This window comes from Proteiniborus sp. DW1, assembly GCF_900095305.1.
In the GTDB taxonomy this organism is placed as follows: domain Bacteria; phylum Bacillota; class Clostridia; order Tissierellales; family Proteiniboraceae; genus Proteiniborus.
The window spans coordinates 269,877-287,863 of sequence record NZ_FMDO01000007.1 but is presented as its reverse complement, the minus strand read 5'-3'; the positions used below and the strand labels follow the sequence as shown (position 1 = coordinate 287,863).

Sequence of the window (17,987 nt, the reverse complement as noted above, 5' to 3'; positions counted from 1 at the left end):
TTATACTGTGAAACTCTCAGTCCTTACTTGTCCCTATTTAATCTTTATAGGGATGCCTGACACTGTAATGTATACCTCATTAGCTTGCTTTGCCAAATACTGATTCACTCTACCAGCAATATCTCTAAATATGTTTCCTAGTCTATATGAAGGTACCAATCCCATTCCTACTTCATTAGTTACTATAATAAGCTTCTTTCCGAGTTTAGCAACTATTTCAAGTAGCCCTATTACTTCATTTAAAATATTCTTTTCTATAAGTTCTATTTCATCCATAGAGCATTTGTCAAAGTCTATACCACTATCCAAAAGAATATTAGATACCATTAAAGTCATACAATCCAGAAGAATCAAGTCGGCTTCGATGAAGTCTTGATTTTTCTCTAATTCACTAAAATTCTTATACATTTCAATAGTAGTCCAGGTATTTGGTCTTGAAGCTTTATGCTTAGATATTCTATCTTTCATCCCTTCATCAAAGGCTATGGCAGTAGCAATATACACTACCTTGCATCCAAGTTCTTTAGCCTTTGTCTCTGCTAGGCTGCTTTTACCACTTCTAGCTCCACCTGTAATTACAATAATTTCAGCCATTTAACCACCTCATATTAACTTCCTACTTTTAGATTTTTTTAACAGATACAAGAAAAATGGTCCACCAAATAATGATGTAATCACCCCCACAGGTATTTCAACTCCAGGCACTATAGTTCTTGCAAGAGTATCGCTAACTAGTAGAAATATACCTCCACCAATAGCTGATACAGGTAAAATCACTTTATGGTCTGAACCAAAGATTATCCTAAATAGATGTGGTACTATTATACCAACAAAGCCTATTATCCCGCTTACTGATACAACACATGCTGCTAACAAAGATGCAGTAATTAATATGACTTTCTTAACTCGCTCTACATTTACTCCTATATTCTGAGCATCTTCTTCTCCCAAAACTATAGCATTCATTTCTCTTGAAAGAGATATTAGAAATACGAGCCCTAAAGCTATGGGAATGATTATTACTCCTATTTGCTCCCAGCTAGCACTATTAAAGCTTCCCATAGTCCAATTCACTATTCTTGCTAGCTCATCATGATTGAATATCATCATTATAGATATTCCAGAAGATAAAATAGCGTTCATTACAATACCTGCAAGAAGTATTGATGTAGTGGATATTTTATTTCCTATTCTAGCTAAATTATAAACTACAAATGTAGTAATTAATGCACCAGCAAAGGCTAGTATTGAAGTAGCACCAAAACCAAGGAGACCTACATTAAGCTTTAACAATATCCCAACGGTTGCTCCAAAGGCAGCCCCAGATGATACACCCATAACATAAGGGTCAGCCATTGGATTTTTAAATATGGCCTGATAAGAGCTGCCTACAACTGCTAAAACACTCCCGACTAAAGTAGCAAGTAATATCCTAGGAAGCCTTATACTTAACACAATGAATATATTTGATTCTTTAACATTGCTAATATCAATTATAGAATCTAGATATCTAATCTTGCTAAGTACTATTCTCACTGTTTCATTTAAAGGTATCTTTACTGAACCAAGGGTTATGGAAAACAGCATTAAAAAAACTAATATAACTAATAGTATTAAAATCTTTATCCTGTTGTTATTTTTCCTCATGAAATATCACATACCTTAAAGTATTTAGAAGCTTAACTTTTTAGCTATGTCTTTATGGAACATTTCAACTAAGAGCTTCAGTCCTTCATCTGTTGCTCTTGCTGAAGGTCTGCTAAATAAATCCACACTTACTGCTTTAAAATTTTTGTTTTTAATAGCCTTTAATCCTTTATAGTTAGGGCTTGTAGTCATAGTATCAATATCCCATTCTGAACCGAATATAATATCTGGGTTTTTATCTATAAGCTTTTCTAAACTATACTTCCAGCCTGTAACATCATCTGCTGCATTTATTCCGCCTGCTACTCTAATTAATTCTGCTACAAAGGTATCCTTGCCTGCTGTATATTCTCCATGCTGACCTGTTCCGACAACATAATAAGCTGTTGGTTTATTCTTAATATTATTGGTATACATATTTACTGTCTCTACCTTTGACTTCATGCTTGAAGCTAAGGCCCTAGCTTCATAGTTTCTGTTTACTATAGCTCCTAATTTCAATATATCTGCATACATCTCTTCTAATGTATTTGGTGAATCTTTAGCTACTATTCCTATCTTAGCTGTTTGTATCTTTTTAAGTACTTCTTCCTTATAGTGAGTAGCTGCTATTATAAGTTCTGGATTTATGTCTACTATAGTTTCTATACTTGGTTCAGTCATGCTACCTACATTCTTTATAGCTGAAACCCCTGCCGGATAGTTACAGTATTGAGTTCTTCCCTTTATTTTGTCTCCTGCACCTATGGCAAATAATGTCTCTGTCACATCTGGAGCTAAGGATACTATAGTGCTTGGTTCTTTTGATACTGTATATTTAACCCCATTGTTTTCTATTGTCACTGGATATGTTATTTTACTTTGCTTAGTAGCTTTTAATCCATTAGTGCTTTTATCCCAAGTAACATCATAGCCTAATGTTTCAAGTATGAATCTAAGTGGCAAATATGCTTCTTGTCCATTTTTATATGACTTTGAATCTAGTGTGAAGTCTGTATTATTTACTTTAACTTTGTTTGTGTTTAATGTGAATTTAAACTCTACTTCTTTATTCTTTAATATTGCAGTGTTTTGATTTAAAGCATAGTCTAATCCAAGACTTTTCAAGCTACTGCCTGCTACAAAATTCCTTCCTTCCTTTAGTTGTGTAGTTAAGGTTTTTGTACTACCATCAATCTTTAAAGTAGTAGCTGAAGCAAATACTGAGCTTGAAAATAGAGCAGTTATTAAGATTGAAATCAACAATAACTTAGATACTTTTTTCATTGTATTAACCTCCTGTTCCTAGTCTTTCATATATTGCTTTAGCTCTTTTATGAGTTTGGAATTTTCTCTTCTTATTCTCACAGCTATCCTAATATATTTATTTGATAATCCTTGAAAATCATCACAGCTTCTAATGTAGATTTTCTTATTTAATAAATACTTCCTTAGGGAATTTGCATCACCTTTTAAAAGCTTAATTAGAAAAAAGTTTGTTTCACTTTCAATTACCTTGATATTGGGTATATTTTTTAATTCATTATATAAAAATTGTTTTTCCTCATGATACCAGCCTTGAGTCTTTTTTAAATAATCACTGTCTTCTAGAAGCACTGGTATACTCCTAAGAGCAAGACTATTTATTGTCCACGGCTCTTTTAGCTGATTTAACTGAAATATGGTATCCCTTTTCCCTATACCGTAGCCTATTCTTAATCCTGGTACTGCAAAAATCTTAGTCATTGATCTAAGTATAAATATGTTATATTTCTCTACCAGAGGTATGAGTGAATCTTTATCAGCAAAATCTATAAAAGACTCATCTACAAATAAATATGCATTTATTTCATTAAGCTTATGGAGTATAAGGAGCAGTTTATCTGTATCTGTAAACACTCCTGTTGGATTGTTTGGATTACAGATAACTAATACATTTGGATTTATATCGTCTATTTTAGAAATAAGCTTTTCAACTTGTATCTTGAAGTTCTCTTCTTCATCAGTATAGTAGTTATATATATTGCTCCCAGCAACTTTAAAAGCTTTACTATACTCATTAAATGTGGGCTCCACAATGAGTACCTTTTCTGGCCTTAGGCTCCTAGCATATAAATAAATAAGCTCCGTTGCCCCATTTCCAAGTATAATGTTTTCACTATGAATTCCTAAGTATTGACCTAAAACTTCTTTTCCGCTTATGCCATCTATTTCAGGATATCTTTTCATTTTTTCAAGTTCTTCTTTAAGTGCTTCAATTAGCTTTTCTGGTACTCCTAGTGGATTTATATTAACACTAAAATCTGCTATTTCTTCATAATCATCTCCATAATATCCACCGTGTTTATTCATTAAGAATTTCTCCTTATTTATGTGTTTAGATAATATTAAATATGACTATCATAAAGAGCACCATAATAATCTCTGAACCATACATTATCTTTATGGTATCTTTTATATGTACTGGTTCAAGGCTTTTATGGGCATCTCCTATAGTAGGCTTATATACTCTTTGTCCAAAATATATATTTGTACCGCCAAGCTGTACTTCCAACAACCCTGCCACTGCTGATTCTGGATATCCACAGTTTGGGCTTTTGTGATTTTTTCTATCTCTTGCTAGTATTTGAATTCCCTTCTTGCCCTTATATCCTAGTAGTGCTCCAGCTAGTACCATAAATACACTTCCAATTCTAGCTGGTACAAAGTTAGCTATATCATCAAGTTTGGCAGATGCAAAGCCTATCTTAGTATAAGGTTCCTGTATATAGCCTACCATAGAGTCTAGGGTGTTTATTGTTTTATACAAGAGAATAATTTGAACTGGAATATTAAAACAAAAGCCTATTCCTAAGTAAAAGAGTGGAGCAAGCACCCCATCTATTGTGTTTTCAGCTACAGTTTCAACAGTACCTCTTACTATATCTTCCTTGTTTAGCTGACTAGTATCTCTACCAACTAGATAGGAAAGTAATTGTCTTCCTTTAGTTATGTCATTTGATTCTAAAACCTTATATACTTTCATAGCTTCTACTGCTAGACATTTTGCAGCTAATAATGTGTATATAAGGTATATTTCTAGAGCTGTTCTCAGAAATGGATGTACTAATCCTGCCATGTATAAAATAAGACTAGACAATGCTAAAACTGTAACTATTGTAGATGCAGTTAGTACAAATCCACCTATTTTTAGATCCAACCACTTTACATTTCTCACAACCTTTTCGTACTTTTTTATAACTATTCCTATAAACCTTATAGGATGTGGCCAATTAGGTGGATCTCCTAATATAAAATCTAAAATTACTGAGGTAATTAGGATAATACTATTTAACATTTTATAACCTCATTATTTCTTTAATCTTATCTATATCAATGCTATTTCTAACTATATGTGCAAGTCTTTCAAACTCTCTATTTCTTAGTTCTCTATACTCTCGTTGAAGATTCAAGCTAGGCTCTTCTTGTTTCATATCCATAGACATAGTGGGATTCTGCCACTCTTTATAATCATTTTTTACAATTAGACTGTCTTCCTCTTCTAAATCTACCTGCATATAAGGAACTACTCCAAAACATGGCTTATCTACTAGCTCTTCAATCATTTTAATTCCAGGCTTTAATAATTCTACATCCCCTCTAAACTTATTTATTATAAAGCCCTTTACCCTATTTCTTTCTCTTTCTGGCATAAGCATAAGAGTTCCATATATAGATGCAAAAACACCACCTCTGTCGATGTCTCCAATGAGAATTACTGGAGCATCCACTAACTCTGCTAAACCCATGTTTACAATATCGTTATCTCTTAAATTGATTTCAGCAGGGCTGCCAGCACCTTCAATAACAATTATGTCAAAGCGTTGAGCCAGTTTATTGTAAGCCTCTTTTATTGCCCACTTAAGCTCTAGCTTCATTTTATGATATTCTGATGCAGTCATAACTTTATAAGGCAATCCATTCAATACTACTAAACTTCCAATATCACTCATTGGCTTTAATAGTATAGGATTCATGCTCTCGTTAGGCTCTATCATTGCAGCTTCTGCCTGAATAGCCTGAGCTATGGATATTTCTTTGTTATCTTCTATTAAAATTGACTTTGAAGACATGTTCTGAGATTTAAATGGGGCTACACTGTATCCATCCTGCTTCAGAATCCTGCACAATATTGCAGTCAATATGCTTTTGCCAACTGATGAAGCAGTTCCTTGAAGCATTATATTTTTTGTCAAAAAAATCACCTCCCCTAGTTAAGTTAAATACAAAACTATTTCAAAGGGGAGGAATATAAAAGCATCCGAAATAATCGGGTTAGGTCATAAAAAAATACACATAGGGCGCCCTATGTGTTAAGTTCATATAATGAAATTCACATGCTCCCCTCCGGAACAGTTGTTACCTCGTTTCATGGCAGGTTTCCTGACTTACAGTTCACTTTACTCTCTTCTCCTTCCCAGTTTCCTAGTGGATTATAGAAGATTTCATCCCTGTTTACAGTAGCGGGGGCTGTAGAGGATTTACACCTCTTTCCCTTTTAACTCCTTTTTAAAGAAGCACCCTGAAACTATTTAATTGTCTTATCGAACTTAGTATATTTCAAAAATAAATTTTTGTCAATAAAATATCTTGTTACATTTTTGATAACTTCTTTATGTTGTATATAATTTCCCTTATTTAAGGATTTTTCACCTAGTATGCTAATAAGTAATAATCTTGCAATTCCTCTTAAAAGTTCATATCTACAAGCACTCTTTAATTCTTAATAATAAGGCAAACTCCTGTATTTTCTAGTACAAATAAAATATCCTTTTTACTCAGCAAAGATAATTCTATTCCCCTTTTAACAGGTTTGAAATAATGTTCAGCAAAATAACCTATCTCATCATTAACCATTGACACATCTTCTGAAGGCACATTGTTTAATCTTGGCATTATTGTATAGTGTTTTGAATCATCTCCTCCAAGCCAGATACTCCATAACTCTATCTCACTATTAGGCTTCATATATCTAAACAAGTAATTCTTAAAATTCTCTATACACGAATCTTCTTCTGTTAAATCCACATCATACAAATACTGTCCAGTAATAAAATTGGATACTTCTATATCATCCTTTGACCAATAACAATTTGACACTGAAAAACCTTGTACAAATCCAATTGTTGATTTACCAGCAATCTTTTCTTTAAAAACTCTCATATCTATCTCTGGCAAAGAAAAATCATAAGCTAATAAATGCACTATACTCAAAGTATCATCTACCTCCTTTTACCACCCAAACTTGACAAATTGCAACCCCATTTTCTAATATAGAATATCAGCTTTTTTCTCTCTTTTCCACCTTATTATTATAGATATAGTGCTAATAAAAATTAATATCATATATAGTATCCCAGTAAAATATTTTGAATACCAGATATTTGTCATATAATGAATCAAATATCTTAACAGTATAGTGAAAGCAAATAAGGCTATAGGCAATTGAATAGCTATTGCAGTTATGTAGTTTTTACTAATACTTGAAACCAGCATAGGTATCAATGTAAATACAAAAGCTAATATGTAAGTCCCTATTACTGTAAGAGCTATATATTGAATGAATGTTAAGTCATACCAAGAGGTAATAGTATTGTATATGGAATTTATATTACAGTTAAAAAACATAGATGTATTATTTGTAGAATACATTATGAAAAAACATATAAACTGTAAAGTCACTAATATGAAAGATGCCAATAGTCCTGCAATTATCTTCTTTTTAAATATACTTCTTCCTGTTTTAGATGTGTATTGAAGATAATTTACTTTGTCTTTATTATCTCTTAAGTATATTGGTGTTATCAAAAACATTACACTTAACAATATAGTTTTAGCTACAGACTTTATTAATTCATTATAGTTATAAAATATAACATCATTAAAGACAGAAGTCTCTAAGTCTTTTTCTAATATTTCTTTAATTCTTAATTCTTGTTTTTCATTTTTTGCCTGTGCCATCATAAGTTCTTCTTTATTTTTATAGTAGCTAATATACTCTTCCCTCCAAGGCAGCTCCCAAAATACGTCTATTTTCTTTTTGAAAACTACATCACGATAAAGCTCATACAAATCCTCGTTTTCATGATCCATATTTGCAAAGTCTTCATAACTATTTATGCCTGCTCTCTTGAAATCTTCTCTAGACTGAATATACTCATCTGCTTCTTTTATTGCCTCTTCATATTTTAGTTTGAAATCCTCAAATTCCTCTTCATCCATAAATTCACCATAACTACTTTCCATTTCTACAAACATATTATAAATATTTAAGGCAGGTCTGCCATTTGGAAAATAAGTTATTTCAAATTCAATAAATAAAAAATACATGACTATATTTATCAACACTAGTAAAATAACAGATTTTATATTAAATATCTTTTTTAATTCATTTAAGATAATGTCCACTTTGTTCACCTCACTATATATCCTGTCTTTTAAATCTATTAATTGATAATGCCCCGAGAGCCAATAATGCTAATGACCATATAGCTACTGTAGCCAATTCATAATACTTAAAAGTTGTAAAAGCTCCACTTTCCATAAACCACATATGGGGATTTATAATTAAGAAAAAAGGTGTAAAGCCTCCTATAAAAATAGTAATACTGTCTCTAGGAGCCATCCCTGGAACAATTAAAAATAGTCCAAATATTATTGCAAAGACAAAGAATGCAAAATAGGTATTTTTTATAGACCTTGCAATTATAAAGGCAATGCCATTAAAAAGCAATGCAATTAAGTAAACAAGTCCTACACTAAAAAATAAATACTGTACAAAGGACATATTCCACCAGGACAAGTAGGGAAAATTATAGTCTCTGTTATAATAACTACTTATAGGAACATTCCAAAGTCCTGAATAATCGAAAACTATAAAATATAAACCTAATCCAGTAATCAAAATAATAGTGGCTACTATTATACTTGAAGCCATGGTTATCTGCAGCTTGTCTAAAACTAAATTCCTGCCTTTTTTTGTTGAATAGACTATATTTTCTGTACTGTTATCAAATTCGTAGTTCACTAAGTATGCTGTAATAAGAACTACTAATATGATTATTTCAAATATAATAGTCTTTAATATGTTTCTAAATAGTAAAGAGTGCATTTGATAAGCTTTTCCTATGAAAAATAGATTCTTATGCTCATTATTACTGACTAGCTGATGAAATCTTTCATTAAGAGCCTTATACTGCTTCCTTACTATATCTGCAGCCTTGCCACTAAGCCCATATTTGAGTATTTCATTTTCAGCTCTTTCCATAATATCAATACTTGAATAAAACTCATCTATTTCCTGAATCTTATAGTAATAGGCTTCCATTATCCTGAAATCTTTAATAAATTCTACTTCTTCTTTGTCATAAGTCTCTTCAATACCATACCTATGATCAGCATAAAATTCAGATATACTACTATATTCTTTTGAATTTTTTTCTTTTGTGATTTTATTTAATTCTTCTAGCTGTTCATCATAGTATTCTTTAAATCTATTTATCATTTCGTCGTCTATTTTATAACCAACCCTATCCACTATCTTATTTAATACTTTTAGCTCGTCTTTGAAGTATGAATTTTCAAATATTTTAATGGAATTAAAAATTATAAATAAAACCAAAAGTCCTATTATAACAGGAGAAGTTATTACCTTTTTAAATTCATTTATTTTTATGTCCATTATTGTGCTTACTCCTCCTTAATGACTTCATCTTTATAGACATACAAGAATACATCTTCTATGCTTGGATTTACAGAAGTCCAAAAATCTTCTGACTTGTATTCTGATATAAATCTGATTTTCATCTTATCGCCTTCCTGTCTCTCTGATAAAGAAAAGTACTTATTTCTGAAGTTTGAAACTTTGTCAAAGGCAACTTCGGTTTCATAAACTTTACCTTCAAGAATCTTGCATATATTGTTCAAACTGTCTTTATATAAAACCCTTTTGTCTTTTATCATGATAATTTCATTAGCTATTGATTCTATATCAGAAACAATATGAGTAGAAAGAATAACTATTCTATCCCTAGCCAATTCTGCTAGTAGATTTCTAAATCGAACTCTCTCCTTAGGGTCTAGTCCAGCTGTAGGTTCATCTAGTATGAGAATTTTAGGGTCATTAAGCATGGCTTGAGCTATACCAACTCTCTGAATCATCCCTCCTGAGAATTTTTTCATCTTTTTGCCTCTTACATTTTCTAGACCAACTAATTCTAAAAGCTCATCTATTTTCTTTTTTGCATTGTTCTTATCTAACCCTTTCAATGCAGATAAATATTGAAGAAACTTTCTAGGACTGTAATTTTTATAATAACCAAACTCTTGAGGCAAATAACCTAATATATCCCTATAATCATCTCCTAAGGAAAATATATCTGTACCATTATAGAGTATCTGTCCTTCAGTTGGAAAAAGCAAGCTAGTCAACATCTTAATTAAAGTAGTCTTACCTGCTCCATTTGGTGCCAATAAACCATATACACCATTTGTAAATTCAATGTTTATGTCTTCTAGAACTGAAAACTTACCATAACTTTTGCTTACATTGTTCACTATTAGCATTTATATAATCCCCTCCATATTCCTAAATACAATAAGTGTTTTAAGATTTTTTACATATATAATTAAAGAACCAATAGCTACTATAGTCCATGTATATATAGATACTTTATTTAGTAGCTGAATATAAAAATCTACTTTTAAAATAAATAGAATTAAATTGAACCCTATCCAGCCTAATGTAATAAAGTACTTTATTGATCTGTTTTTAACTTTAGCTAATGCAAATAAGAAAATTGTAGAAAATAAAAATAATGATGCTATTGAAATTACAAAAGCCTTTAGATAATTTATATCTTCATAAAAACAAGTGGCCGCATATACAAAGAAAGAGTTAAATAAAATACATATAATACTAAATACAAGCATTCTAAAAGCTGATATTTGATATATGTTATATTTACATGTCATTTCTACTTCGTAAGTTTTATTCTGTTTTGCAATTATAAGATTTAAAATAGACATTGACAGATATAATATTGGAGATACTGTAAACAGATAAGCATATATAGCTTTAATATTTTCTGAAAAGTATATATTCCTATCTATAATTACTGAAAACAGAATAGAAGATACTAATAATATAGTAAATATAATCTCTAGCTCATCACGAAATAAGTATCTAATTCCAATTTGCCTGTACATATTTTTTAAACAGGAATAAAACGATTCTCTTTTCCCCAAGCCCTGTGTTACAATAAAGTCTATTTCAGACTTTATCTCCTTTTCATTTGGCATATTCACTTTCACTGCTATCCCTCCTTTAAACTTTCTCTAATTTTTTTAAGGGTTGAATAATACCTAGTCTTAACTGTAGACTCTGGTATCCCTAATATATTTGATATCTCTAAAAATGTATAATCTGCAAATATCTTTAGTCTAAATATCTGCTGTAAGCTAATATCTAGACTATCTACTAAGCAAATTATCCTTTCTAGCTCTTCTTTGTTTTCTGCTGCAATCTCAATGTCTTCATCATGGTATAGCTCAACATCATCAATAGGAACTATCCTGCTGTTGTACTTGTAATTTTTAGAACGATAATAATCTATTAGACGATAAGTAGCTATTTTATATATCCAAGTTCTGAAAGAAGCTTTTTTTTCATCAAAACTATATATGGATTTTAATATGCTTATAAAAATTTCCTGAGTTAAATCCATAGATAATTCTTTATCCATGATCTGCTTATATACATAGGCATATACTTCTTTATAATAAATAGCTACAAGTTCACTAGCAGCAGTCTTATCTGAATTTTTCTTAATACGTTTTATTAATTTCTTCTCTCTGTCCATATTTCACCATCTACTCTTATGCTTTATAATCTATGCTTGTCTATTATTATATCCGTAATAAATTTATAAATAGTTTTATTTATTTTAAATTTTTTTGTAAATTAAAAAGCCACGCTACCAATATTAGGTTAACATGGCTTAAAATCCTGTCAATGATTATTCTTATAAGGCTCAAGATGTGCAATGAGCTGTATATTGCTGTTAATATCCTGTCTTATTTTTTCTTCTATGCTGTGAATTAGCTGATGTGAAGCTTCTACACTTATATTGGGTTCTATCATAATATGCATATCAATATGAAGGTCGTTTTCAATACCTCTGCTTCTTATTTTGTGAATATCCTTAACCTCTTCAAAGCTCAATACAATATTTCTTATGGTTTCTGTATCAACTACTGCCTTATCTACTAAAATGCCACTGTTATATATGAAAATTTCATAGGCAGTATGAAAGATAAACCCTGCTACTACAAATGATACAATTGGATCAATTACTGATGGCAAACCTAACTTAATACATATAATAGAAATTAAAACTCCAAGTGATATATATACATCACTTCTAGTATGCATAGAATCAGAAATCAAAATCTGACTATTTAACTTTTTACCTCTTCTGTATTCAAAAAAACATACAATAACATTTATGAATAAGGTTAATAAAATGACTAGAAGGCTTTCTAAGGTTATTTTTAGCATAACAGGATTAAATAGTCTATTAATAGCCTCTAAAACTACTTTAGCTCCAATTAAAAATAACATAACTGAAATAAATAATCCTGCAAGTATTTCAAATTTTTTGTGCCCATAGGGATGTTCTTCATCTACAGGTTTAGAAGCAAAATGTATTCCTATTAATCCGATAATATTAGAAGAGCCATCTGTTAATGAATGAAATCCGTCTGCAGTCATACTAGTGCTATTAATAATATTTCCCATAATAATCTTTAGTACTGCAACTAGTAAATTAGTAAATAGAATTATTAATAGTATCTGCTTTACTTTTTTAAAGTCACTACTCACACAACTTCCCCCTTTATAGCAAACCCCCTATACTATAAAAACCTGTGAAACTATACATTTATAGTCCCACAGGTTTTTATTCCTGCTGCCAATTAAGGCCCGGCACATGCTTTTATGCATGGCCTGATCATATATCTATTTTTTTAAGGGGTTTTTATAGCATTTCTATTAATATTCTATGCTAACTGCTTTAAAAGGTTCCTATGACTAAACCTGGCAAATTATTTCTAAGTCAATATATTTATGTCATTAGGATTAGATATAAAAATCCCTCAGACCTAAGTCTGAGGGAGATAATCTAAAATATACTTTTCTAAGTTAGTAAACTTCATGAACTAATTCTGACTAATTTGAATCATTTTTGGACTTGTTCTGAAAAAAGTTACGGCTATAGTAATATTCTAAATTCCTAAAATCATCATATCTTTTTTGAGCCTCAGGAGATAGTTCCGGTGTATATTTTCCATTTTCTTTAAAATATACTTTATTAATTACATCAACACTAGCCTTAAACTCTGTTAGAAACTGCATATATTCATTGCCTTCCCATTGGAAATATTGGAATATTTCTGGCATTAGGAACATAGGGCTTATGACATTGCCTTGACCTGTAAAGTCCTTATTTAGAACTTCCTTTGCAGCATCATTCCCCCAAATTATGTAAGGTGTTTCAAAATAATTTAAAAATCCTTCTTCACTTGACATATCTAGGCTTATATCTAGCATACTATAGCCTAAGGAAGATTCTCCAAGCCATGGATTGTGATCTCCGAAAAATATAACTACTGTTGGCTCATCTTCATTTCTAAAATAATCTACAAGCTTTTTCATAGCAAAGTCGGTCTTATATATGCCTGAAAGATAGTTATTTACAATGTTATAGTTTTCTTCATCATAATGACTCTTCTTAGCTAAGTATTGGTCTTCTGAGTATTTTTCATTAGAATAAGGACCATGATTCTGATAGGTTACAGTAAAATTAAAGTATGGCTGATTGTTCTTCTTGCTATTCTCATATCCTTCTATTATAAAGTCAAAAAACTCCATGTCCTCATAAAAAGCTTCCTGTAAGGCTTGGTACTTATTTTCATAGTAATCAAAGGAATCAAATCCTAAAAATTCATTTATATTACGTCTATTATAAAACCATCCATAAATAGGGTGCATTGCTTCTGTTCTGTATCCTTGTTCCTTAAAGTATCTTACAAATGAATTAGTATTCTTCAAGTATCTAGGGTGAGTACTAAACCCAGTCAAAAAAGCTCTTTCTGTATCAACCGTTCCACCTGCAAAAATATTAGTTACTAAAGTTCCATGTAAGGACTCCTTTTGAAGTTCATGAAAATTTTTATAAGGATCAATTCCAAACTCTACATCATCAAATTTTGAAAAGTCATTATATGCCTCAAGCATAATAGCTATGACATTAACTTTTCTATCCTCAGGAATATCTTCATAGCTATACTTGCTTAATTGTTCTTTGGCTTTGGCCTCATCATAACCTTCAAGCTTTACATCTCTAGCATTTTTTATACTATAGATAAATGGATATATAAAGCCTTTTGATTGGTATTGCTGAGACTCTGACCATATATTTATAAGAGACTTGTCCCCTACACTAGCATAGGTTTCATAATCAAAATAAGGTTTCCCAAAAATAATTATACTCAATACGCAGATACAGCCTAAAAGAGACCATCTTATTTTTCTAGAACTGATTTTGTAATTCATAAGTATTTTTAGAATTACTGTAATCATAATCAATCCAATAAATAGTATTATCATATTTCGTGTCAAATGTATCTCGTATTTAGTTTTCATCTCCATAGATTCTTTGATTAGTGTAATATCCAAAAAAGTAAATGGGTCATCTCTAAAGGTAAGCTTGAACTTGTTTACGATAGACATTGTAACAAATAATGCCCAGGTTGAAAGAAATCCTACCCACAATCTATTGGATAGCAGGTATACAAATGTCATAAATATAAAAATTGGAATGAAATTCATAAGCATAAGCTTCGCACTATTAAAATAGCTCAAAAACATTGGCATATTCCATTTTGAACTAGAAAAAACAAAGGTAATGGACATTATTAAAAAACTTAATCCTAACAAAACAAATACAGTAAATATCTTTTCTAGGTACTTGTTTTTGAACTGAAAAATATTTTTAATCATAAGTTTATCCCCCAAACTAAGTATACTACTATTGTGTATAAATTAAGCTTCTATGCCTTATTGAGCGAGGTCGGAAGTTCCTCTAACTCCAACTTATTATACATTTTTTACTATTATGGTGACAAAAGATGAATTTGTGTTTAAAAGTTATTTTAATGCTTTTTATTACATTATACTAGAAAATTATATAAATATAAATGACACATTATAATTTTGGAATAAGCTACCTATCGTCATCAATATCCAGTAATGTAAAAATTTCATCCTTTGATTTGCTTACAATTCATGAGTGGTTTAGTGAAAATAGCCAATATGATTTGATTAAAATTGAAATGGGGTTCATAGAATATCCAGATGAAAATATACGTTTTGTCACACATACTGACGTTAACTACATTAAAGCTGTTCATACTGATGGCGGCTGGATACAAGTTTAATTAATAAGATGCAGGATAAGGTAGCTTCCTTCCTTATCCTGCATCTTATTTTATTTCTATTCAAATGATTTAGTCATAGGTTTCACTAAGAGAATTATATAAATCACTTAAATAATCAAAGTCTATACACTTATTTGTGATTTTATATATGCCACGTGTTTTTGAATGTTTATAATTAGTAATCTTGTTTTCCTTGTCTTCAATTATCAAAAGAGTATTCATAGTAACTTGCATAATGTCCTTATCTAATGGCATAATCTGCATATATTCTCCAGTATCATGATTGTATAGTGAAATAATATAATGCGGAACATCCTTGTTTTCATCATATTTATTACGTTTGCTAAGGTTATATTCATTGAAATTGGACATAAATTGATTAATTTTATCTATATTTTTATCTGCTTTTCCCACAGCATCTTTATCATGAATAACTATTTTATCAAATTCTTTTGCAACATACTTTTCTAATATTAATTCCTTAAACGTTCCTTTTCCCTATAATTACTAACAAATAGAATTGCTAGCAATAGCAACACTATTATTTAAAAAAATAACTTTTTCACCTTCTCTCCCCCTATTTCTTAATTCTAGTCTCAAACTAAACTAAGAGACCAGAACAAAAAATATATTTTAAGACCTCAACCCACAATTCGATTTACTCAACTCATTATATTTAACTTAACAACTCTCTGTCTCTAATCTACTTTATATTTAGTAAATTATAAATCATAACTGCTGCCTGCTCTCTCGTCATATTGGCTGAAGGATTTAAGTTATTTCCTTCTGATTCTATTATTCCTAAGCCTGTTGCTATAGCCACATATCCCATAAACTCTGACGATACCTTATTTACATCTTTAAAGCTTAACTTGTAAATACCTTCTATATTTGCTACCTTTTCATATCCAAGTGCTCTTACTATATATTTTGCCGCCTCTTCCTTTGTAACTATGGACTCAGGTGATTTTTCATTTTCTTTTACTATTTTTTCATTAATCATATACTTATATAGCTTTTCAACAAAACCCTTGTCTTGATCAGAGATATCATAGTAATAGCTTTTAGCCTTTAATAGCAAGTATAAGAATTCCTTTTGTTTAATGTTTGCTTTAGGATTAAATTTGTCTCCTGCGAATCCTATTCCATACTTTGCAAGTGTCTCTATTTGGATCTTTGCATAGCTATCTTCAATATCAGTATATTGAGAAACTGTGCTATCCTTATATGGTCTATTTAATCCATATAGAAGGTCTCCGTTAAAAGCATCTATATTCAACGGTTTATCATTTTTAATAGTATAAACTAGCTTAGCATTCTGTTCTTTTTCTTGCTCGTCATATGCTACATGGTTGTCTTTTACATACTGAAGTTCTATGCCTATTCTACCAAATAAAATTTCATATGCTTTATCTAATCCTATAGCTTTTGCTGTTGATGGAAGTTGACCTTTATACCAGTTGTAGTCATAGCTTATAATTTCTCCTGTTATTGCATTTACATTTAAATTGAAGCCATTTCCTTGGAAATAAGCATCTCCTACTTTTCTAGTAAATGTAAAATACTGTTGTCTTGGCATTTCTTCTGATAAAGGTCTAATTATTGGCTCACTTATATCCATTAACTCAACTGAGTTAAATTTATCTTTTTGCACCTTCTTAATAAATTCTTCTGCCTTCTTTTGTAATTGCTCTCTATTGTATTTTACCTCTGCTTTTTCTTCATAAGGAATATATTTATAAAAGCTTATAAGCTCTTTATTTTTTGCATCTATGGATATGCTAATACTGCTTTCATCTTTATTAGTAAAATACATATTCCATATAAAGCTATCCTTCTCATTCCATACAGAATATAGATTTATGTTGCTTATTTTATATTCATCACTCACTTGAAGAATTTGTCTTGCCGTTTTTTCTGCTTCTTCCTTGCTGATTATGTCCTTAGCCTTTGAAATTGCTTCTAGCTCTTCAGGAGTAAGGGTTGCTCCACTTACTGAATTATCTGCAGCCATTTCTTTAGTAGCTATCTCATCCCCATATCTTATATAGTCATTGAAGCTTACTGCCTCTCCAGTTTTTGCATCTATGGATTTTTCGCTATATAGACTTGTATAAACTACATAAGGAGTCACTTGTCTATCACTGTAATCAAGCTTATATACTAGTTTTAACCCTATTTTATCGGCATAGGCTTTTTGGGCATCTTTTAGTCCTATTATTCCATCCTTACTGTCAAACTTAATATTCTTATCCCAATAGCAATTAAAGCTTTGTACTTCTCCAGTCATATTATCTACATTTACATAAACATTGTTTTGATAAAAAGGAATCCCATTCTCTATTCTATAATAGTTAAAATAGTACACCCTGTCGTATACATTTAATGGTTCATTGCTTTCTACATACATTACTTTATCTACTAGCTCAGGAACTACTTTCTTTAAGAAATTATTTGCAATATCTAGCCCTTCTTCCTTACTAATATTAGGAAGAGCATTTTCATTTCTTTCTACATTGTAGTTGTACTTATAGTAACTCTTTATCATTCCGTCAGTGTCAATAGTTACCTCTATTCCACCCGTCTTTTCAGTACTATCATACCATCTCAAATAAAACTCTAGATTTGATGAGTAACTGTTAATATGATATTCAAACTTATCGAATTCATCAGTAATATTGAACACAGATTTTGCCTTTACAATTGCATTTTCCAACTCCTTATCATACCCTTCAAGACCACTGGCTGGAATTGCAAACGTGAGTACCATCAATAATGTCAAAATTAGACTCAAACTCCTTTTCACACTAAACCCTCCTATATAT

At 30.7% G+C, this 17,987-nt stretch carries 16 protein-coding genes, 1 pseudogene and 2 riboswitches; of the genes and pseudogenes, 1 reads left to right on the top strand and 16 read right to left on the bottom strand.

Annotated features, from left to right (window positions below; translation table 11 throughout):
• Nucleotides 1-33 precede the first annotated feature (33 nt).
• From cobU to DW1_RS02590, 14 genes and pseudogenes are all read right to left on the bottom strand, one after another.
• The gene (cobU, locus tag DW1_RS02655) at nucleotides 34-594 is read right to left on the bottom strand and encodes a bifunctional adenosylcobinamide kinase/adenosylcobinamide-phosphate guanylyltransferase (protein ID WP_074349073.1); all 561 of its coding nucleotides are present in this window, start codon (nucleotides 592-594) and stop codon (nucleotides 34-36) included.
• A gap of 9 nt (nucleotides 595-603) precedes the next feature.
• Complete coding sequence (locus tag DW1_RS02650; RefSeq protein WP_074349072.1) at nucleotides 604-1,647, bottom strand: FecCD family ABC transporter permease; 1,044 nt, start codon at nucleotides 1,645-1,647, stop codon at nucleotides 604-606.
• A gap of 24 nt (nucleotides 1,648-1,671) precedes the next feature.
• Nucleotides 1,672-2,913: a helical backbone metal receptor gene (locus DW1_RS02645; protein ID WP_074349071.1), complete on the bottom strand. Its 1,242-nt coding sequence runs from the start codon at nucleotides 2,911-2,913 to the stop codon at nucleotides 1,672-1,674.
• A gap of 18 nt (nucleotides 2,914-2,931) precedes the next feature.
• Nucleotides 2,932-3,978: a threonine-phosphate decarboxylase CobD gene (cobD, locus tag DW1_RS02640; RefSeq protein WP_074349070.1), complete on the bottom strand. Its 1,047-nt coding sequence runs from the start codon at nucleotides 3,976-3,978 to the stop codon at nucleotides 2,932-2,934.
• A 25-nt stretch (nucleotides 3,979-4,003) separates the two neighbouring features.
• Nucleotides 4,004-4,963 carry an adenosylcobinamide-phosphate synthase CbiB gene (gene cbiB / locus DW1_RS02635; RefSeq protein WP_083605484.1) on the bottom strand — a complete coding sequence of 320 codons (960 nt, stop codon included), beginning with the start codon at nucleotides 4,961-4,963 and terminating at the stop codon, nucleotides 4,004-4,006.
• A gap of 19 nt (nucleotides 4,964-4,982) precedes the next feature.
• Nucleotides 4,983-5,846 (bottom strand): annotated as a pseudogene (locus DW1_RS02630) (cobyric acid synthase); the annotation flags it as partial.
• 174 nt (nucleotides 5,847-6,020) lie between these two features.
• A riboswitch (cobalamin riboswitch) is annotated at nucleotides 6,021-6,205 on the bottom strand.
• 176 nt (nucleotides 6,206-6,381) lie between these two features.
• A complete protein-coding gene (locus DW1_RS02625) occupies nucleotides 6,382-6,879 on the bottom strand; it encodes a hypothetical protein (protein WP_074349068.1) in 498 nt (165 codons plus the stop codon).
• Between the two features lie 54 nt (nucleotides 6,880-6,933).
• Entirely contained in the window at nucleotides 6,934-8,073 is a 1,140-nt protein-coding gene (locus DW1_RS02620; protein ID WP_074349067.1) for a hypothetical protein, read from the bottom strand.
• 13 nt (nucleotides 8,074-8,086) lie between these two features.
• Nucleotides 8,087-9,346, bottom strand: coding sequence for a hypothetical protein (locus tag DW1_RS02615; RefSeq protein ID WP_074349066.1), 1,260 nt, complete (start codon nucleotides 9,344-9,346; stop codon nucleotides 8,087-8,089).
• A gap of 8 nt (nucleotides 9,347-9,354) precedes the next feature.
• Nucleotides 9,355-10,230: an ABC transporter ATP-binding protein gene (locus tag DW1_RS02610; RefSeq protein WP_074349065.1), complete on the bottom strand. Its 876-nt coding sequence runs from the start codon at nucleotides 10,228-10,230 to the stop codon at nucleotides 9,355-9,357.
• Entirely contained in the window at nucleotides 10,231-10,977 is a 747-nt protein-coding gene (locus tag DW1_RS02605) for a hypothetical protein (protein WP_083605483.1), read from the bottom strand.
• 2 nt (nucleotides 10,978-10,979) lie between these two features.
• On the bottom strand, nucleotides 10,980-11,525 hold the full coding sequence (locus DW1_RS02600) for an RNA polymerase sigma factor (RefSeq protein ID WP_074349064.1): 546 nt from the start codon (nucleotides 11,523-11,525) through the stop codon (nucleotides 10,980-10,982).
• A 149-nt stretch (nucleotides 11,526-11,674) separates the two neighbouring features.
• Entirely contained in the window at nucleotides 11,675-12,547 is an 873-nt protein-coding gene (locus tag DW1_RS02595) for a cation diffusion facilitator family transporter (protein WP_074349063.1), read from the bottom strand.
• Nucleotides 12,548-12,606: 59 nt separating this feature from the next.
• Nucleotides 12,607-12,689, bottom strand: a riboswitch (NiCo riboswitch).
• Nucleotides 12,690-12,892: 203 nt separating this feature from the next.
• On the bottom strand, nucleotides 12,893-14,725 hold the full coding sequence (locus DW1_RS02590; RefSeq protein WP_074349062.1) for an LTA synthase family protein: 1,833 nt from the start codon (nucleotides 14,723-14,725) through the stop codon (nucleotides 12,893-12,895).
• A 197-nt stretch (nucleotides 14,726-14,922) separates the two neighbouring features.
• On the opposite strand from DW1_RS02590, the gene DW1_RS15410 reads away from it, so the two are divergent.
• A complete protein-coding gene (locus DW1_RS15410; RefSeq protein WP_159433537.1) occupies nucleotides 14,923-15,162 on the top strand; it encodes a hypothetical protein in 240 nt (79 codons plus the stop codon).
• Between the two features lie 69 nt (nucleotides 15,163-15,231).
• On the opposite strand, the gene DW1_RS02585 is transcribed toward DW1_RS15410, so the two are convergent.
• The gene (locus DW1_RS02585) at nucleotides 15,232-15,534 is read right to left on the bottom strand and encodes a hypothetical protein (RefSeq protein WP_143474341.1); all 303 of its coding nucleotides are present in this window, start codon (nucleotides 15,532-15,534) and stop codon (nucleotides 15,232-15,234) included.
• Nucleotides 15,535-15,865: 331 nt separating this feature from the next.
• Nucleotides 15,866-17,968 (bottom strand): YcdB/YcdC domain-containing protein, encoded by a 2,103-nt coding sequence (locus DW1_RS02580; protein ID WP_074349060.1) that lies wholly within the window; start codon nucleotides 17,966-17,968, stop codon nucleotides 15,866-15,868.
• Between the last annotated feature and the right edge of the window lie 19 nt (nucleotides 17,969-17,987).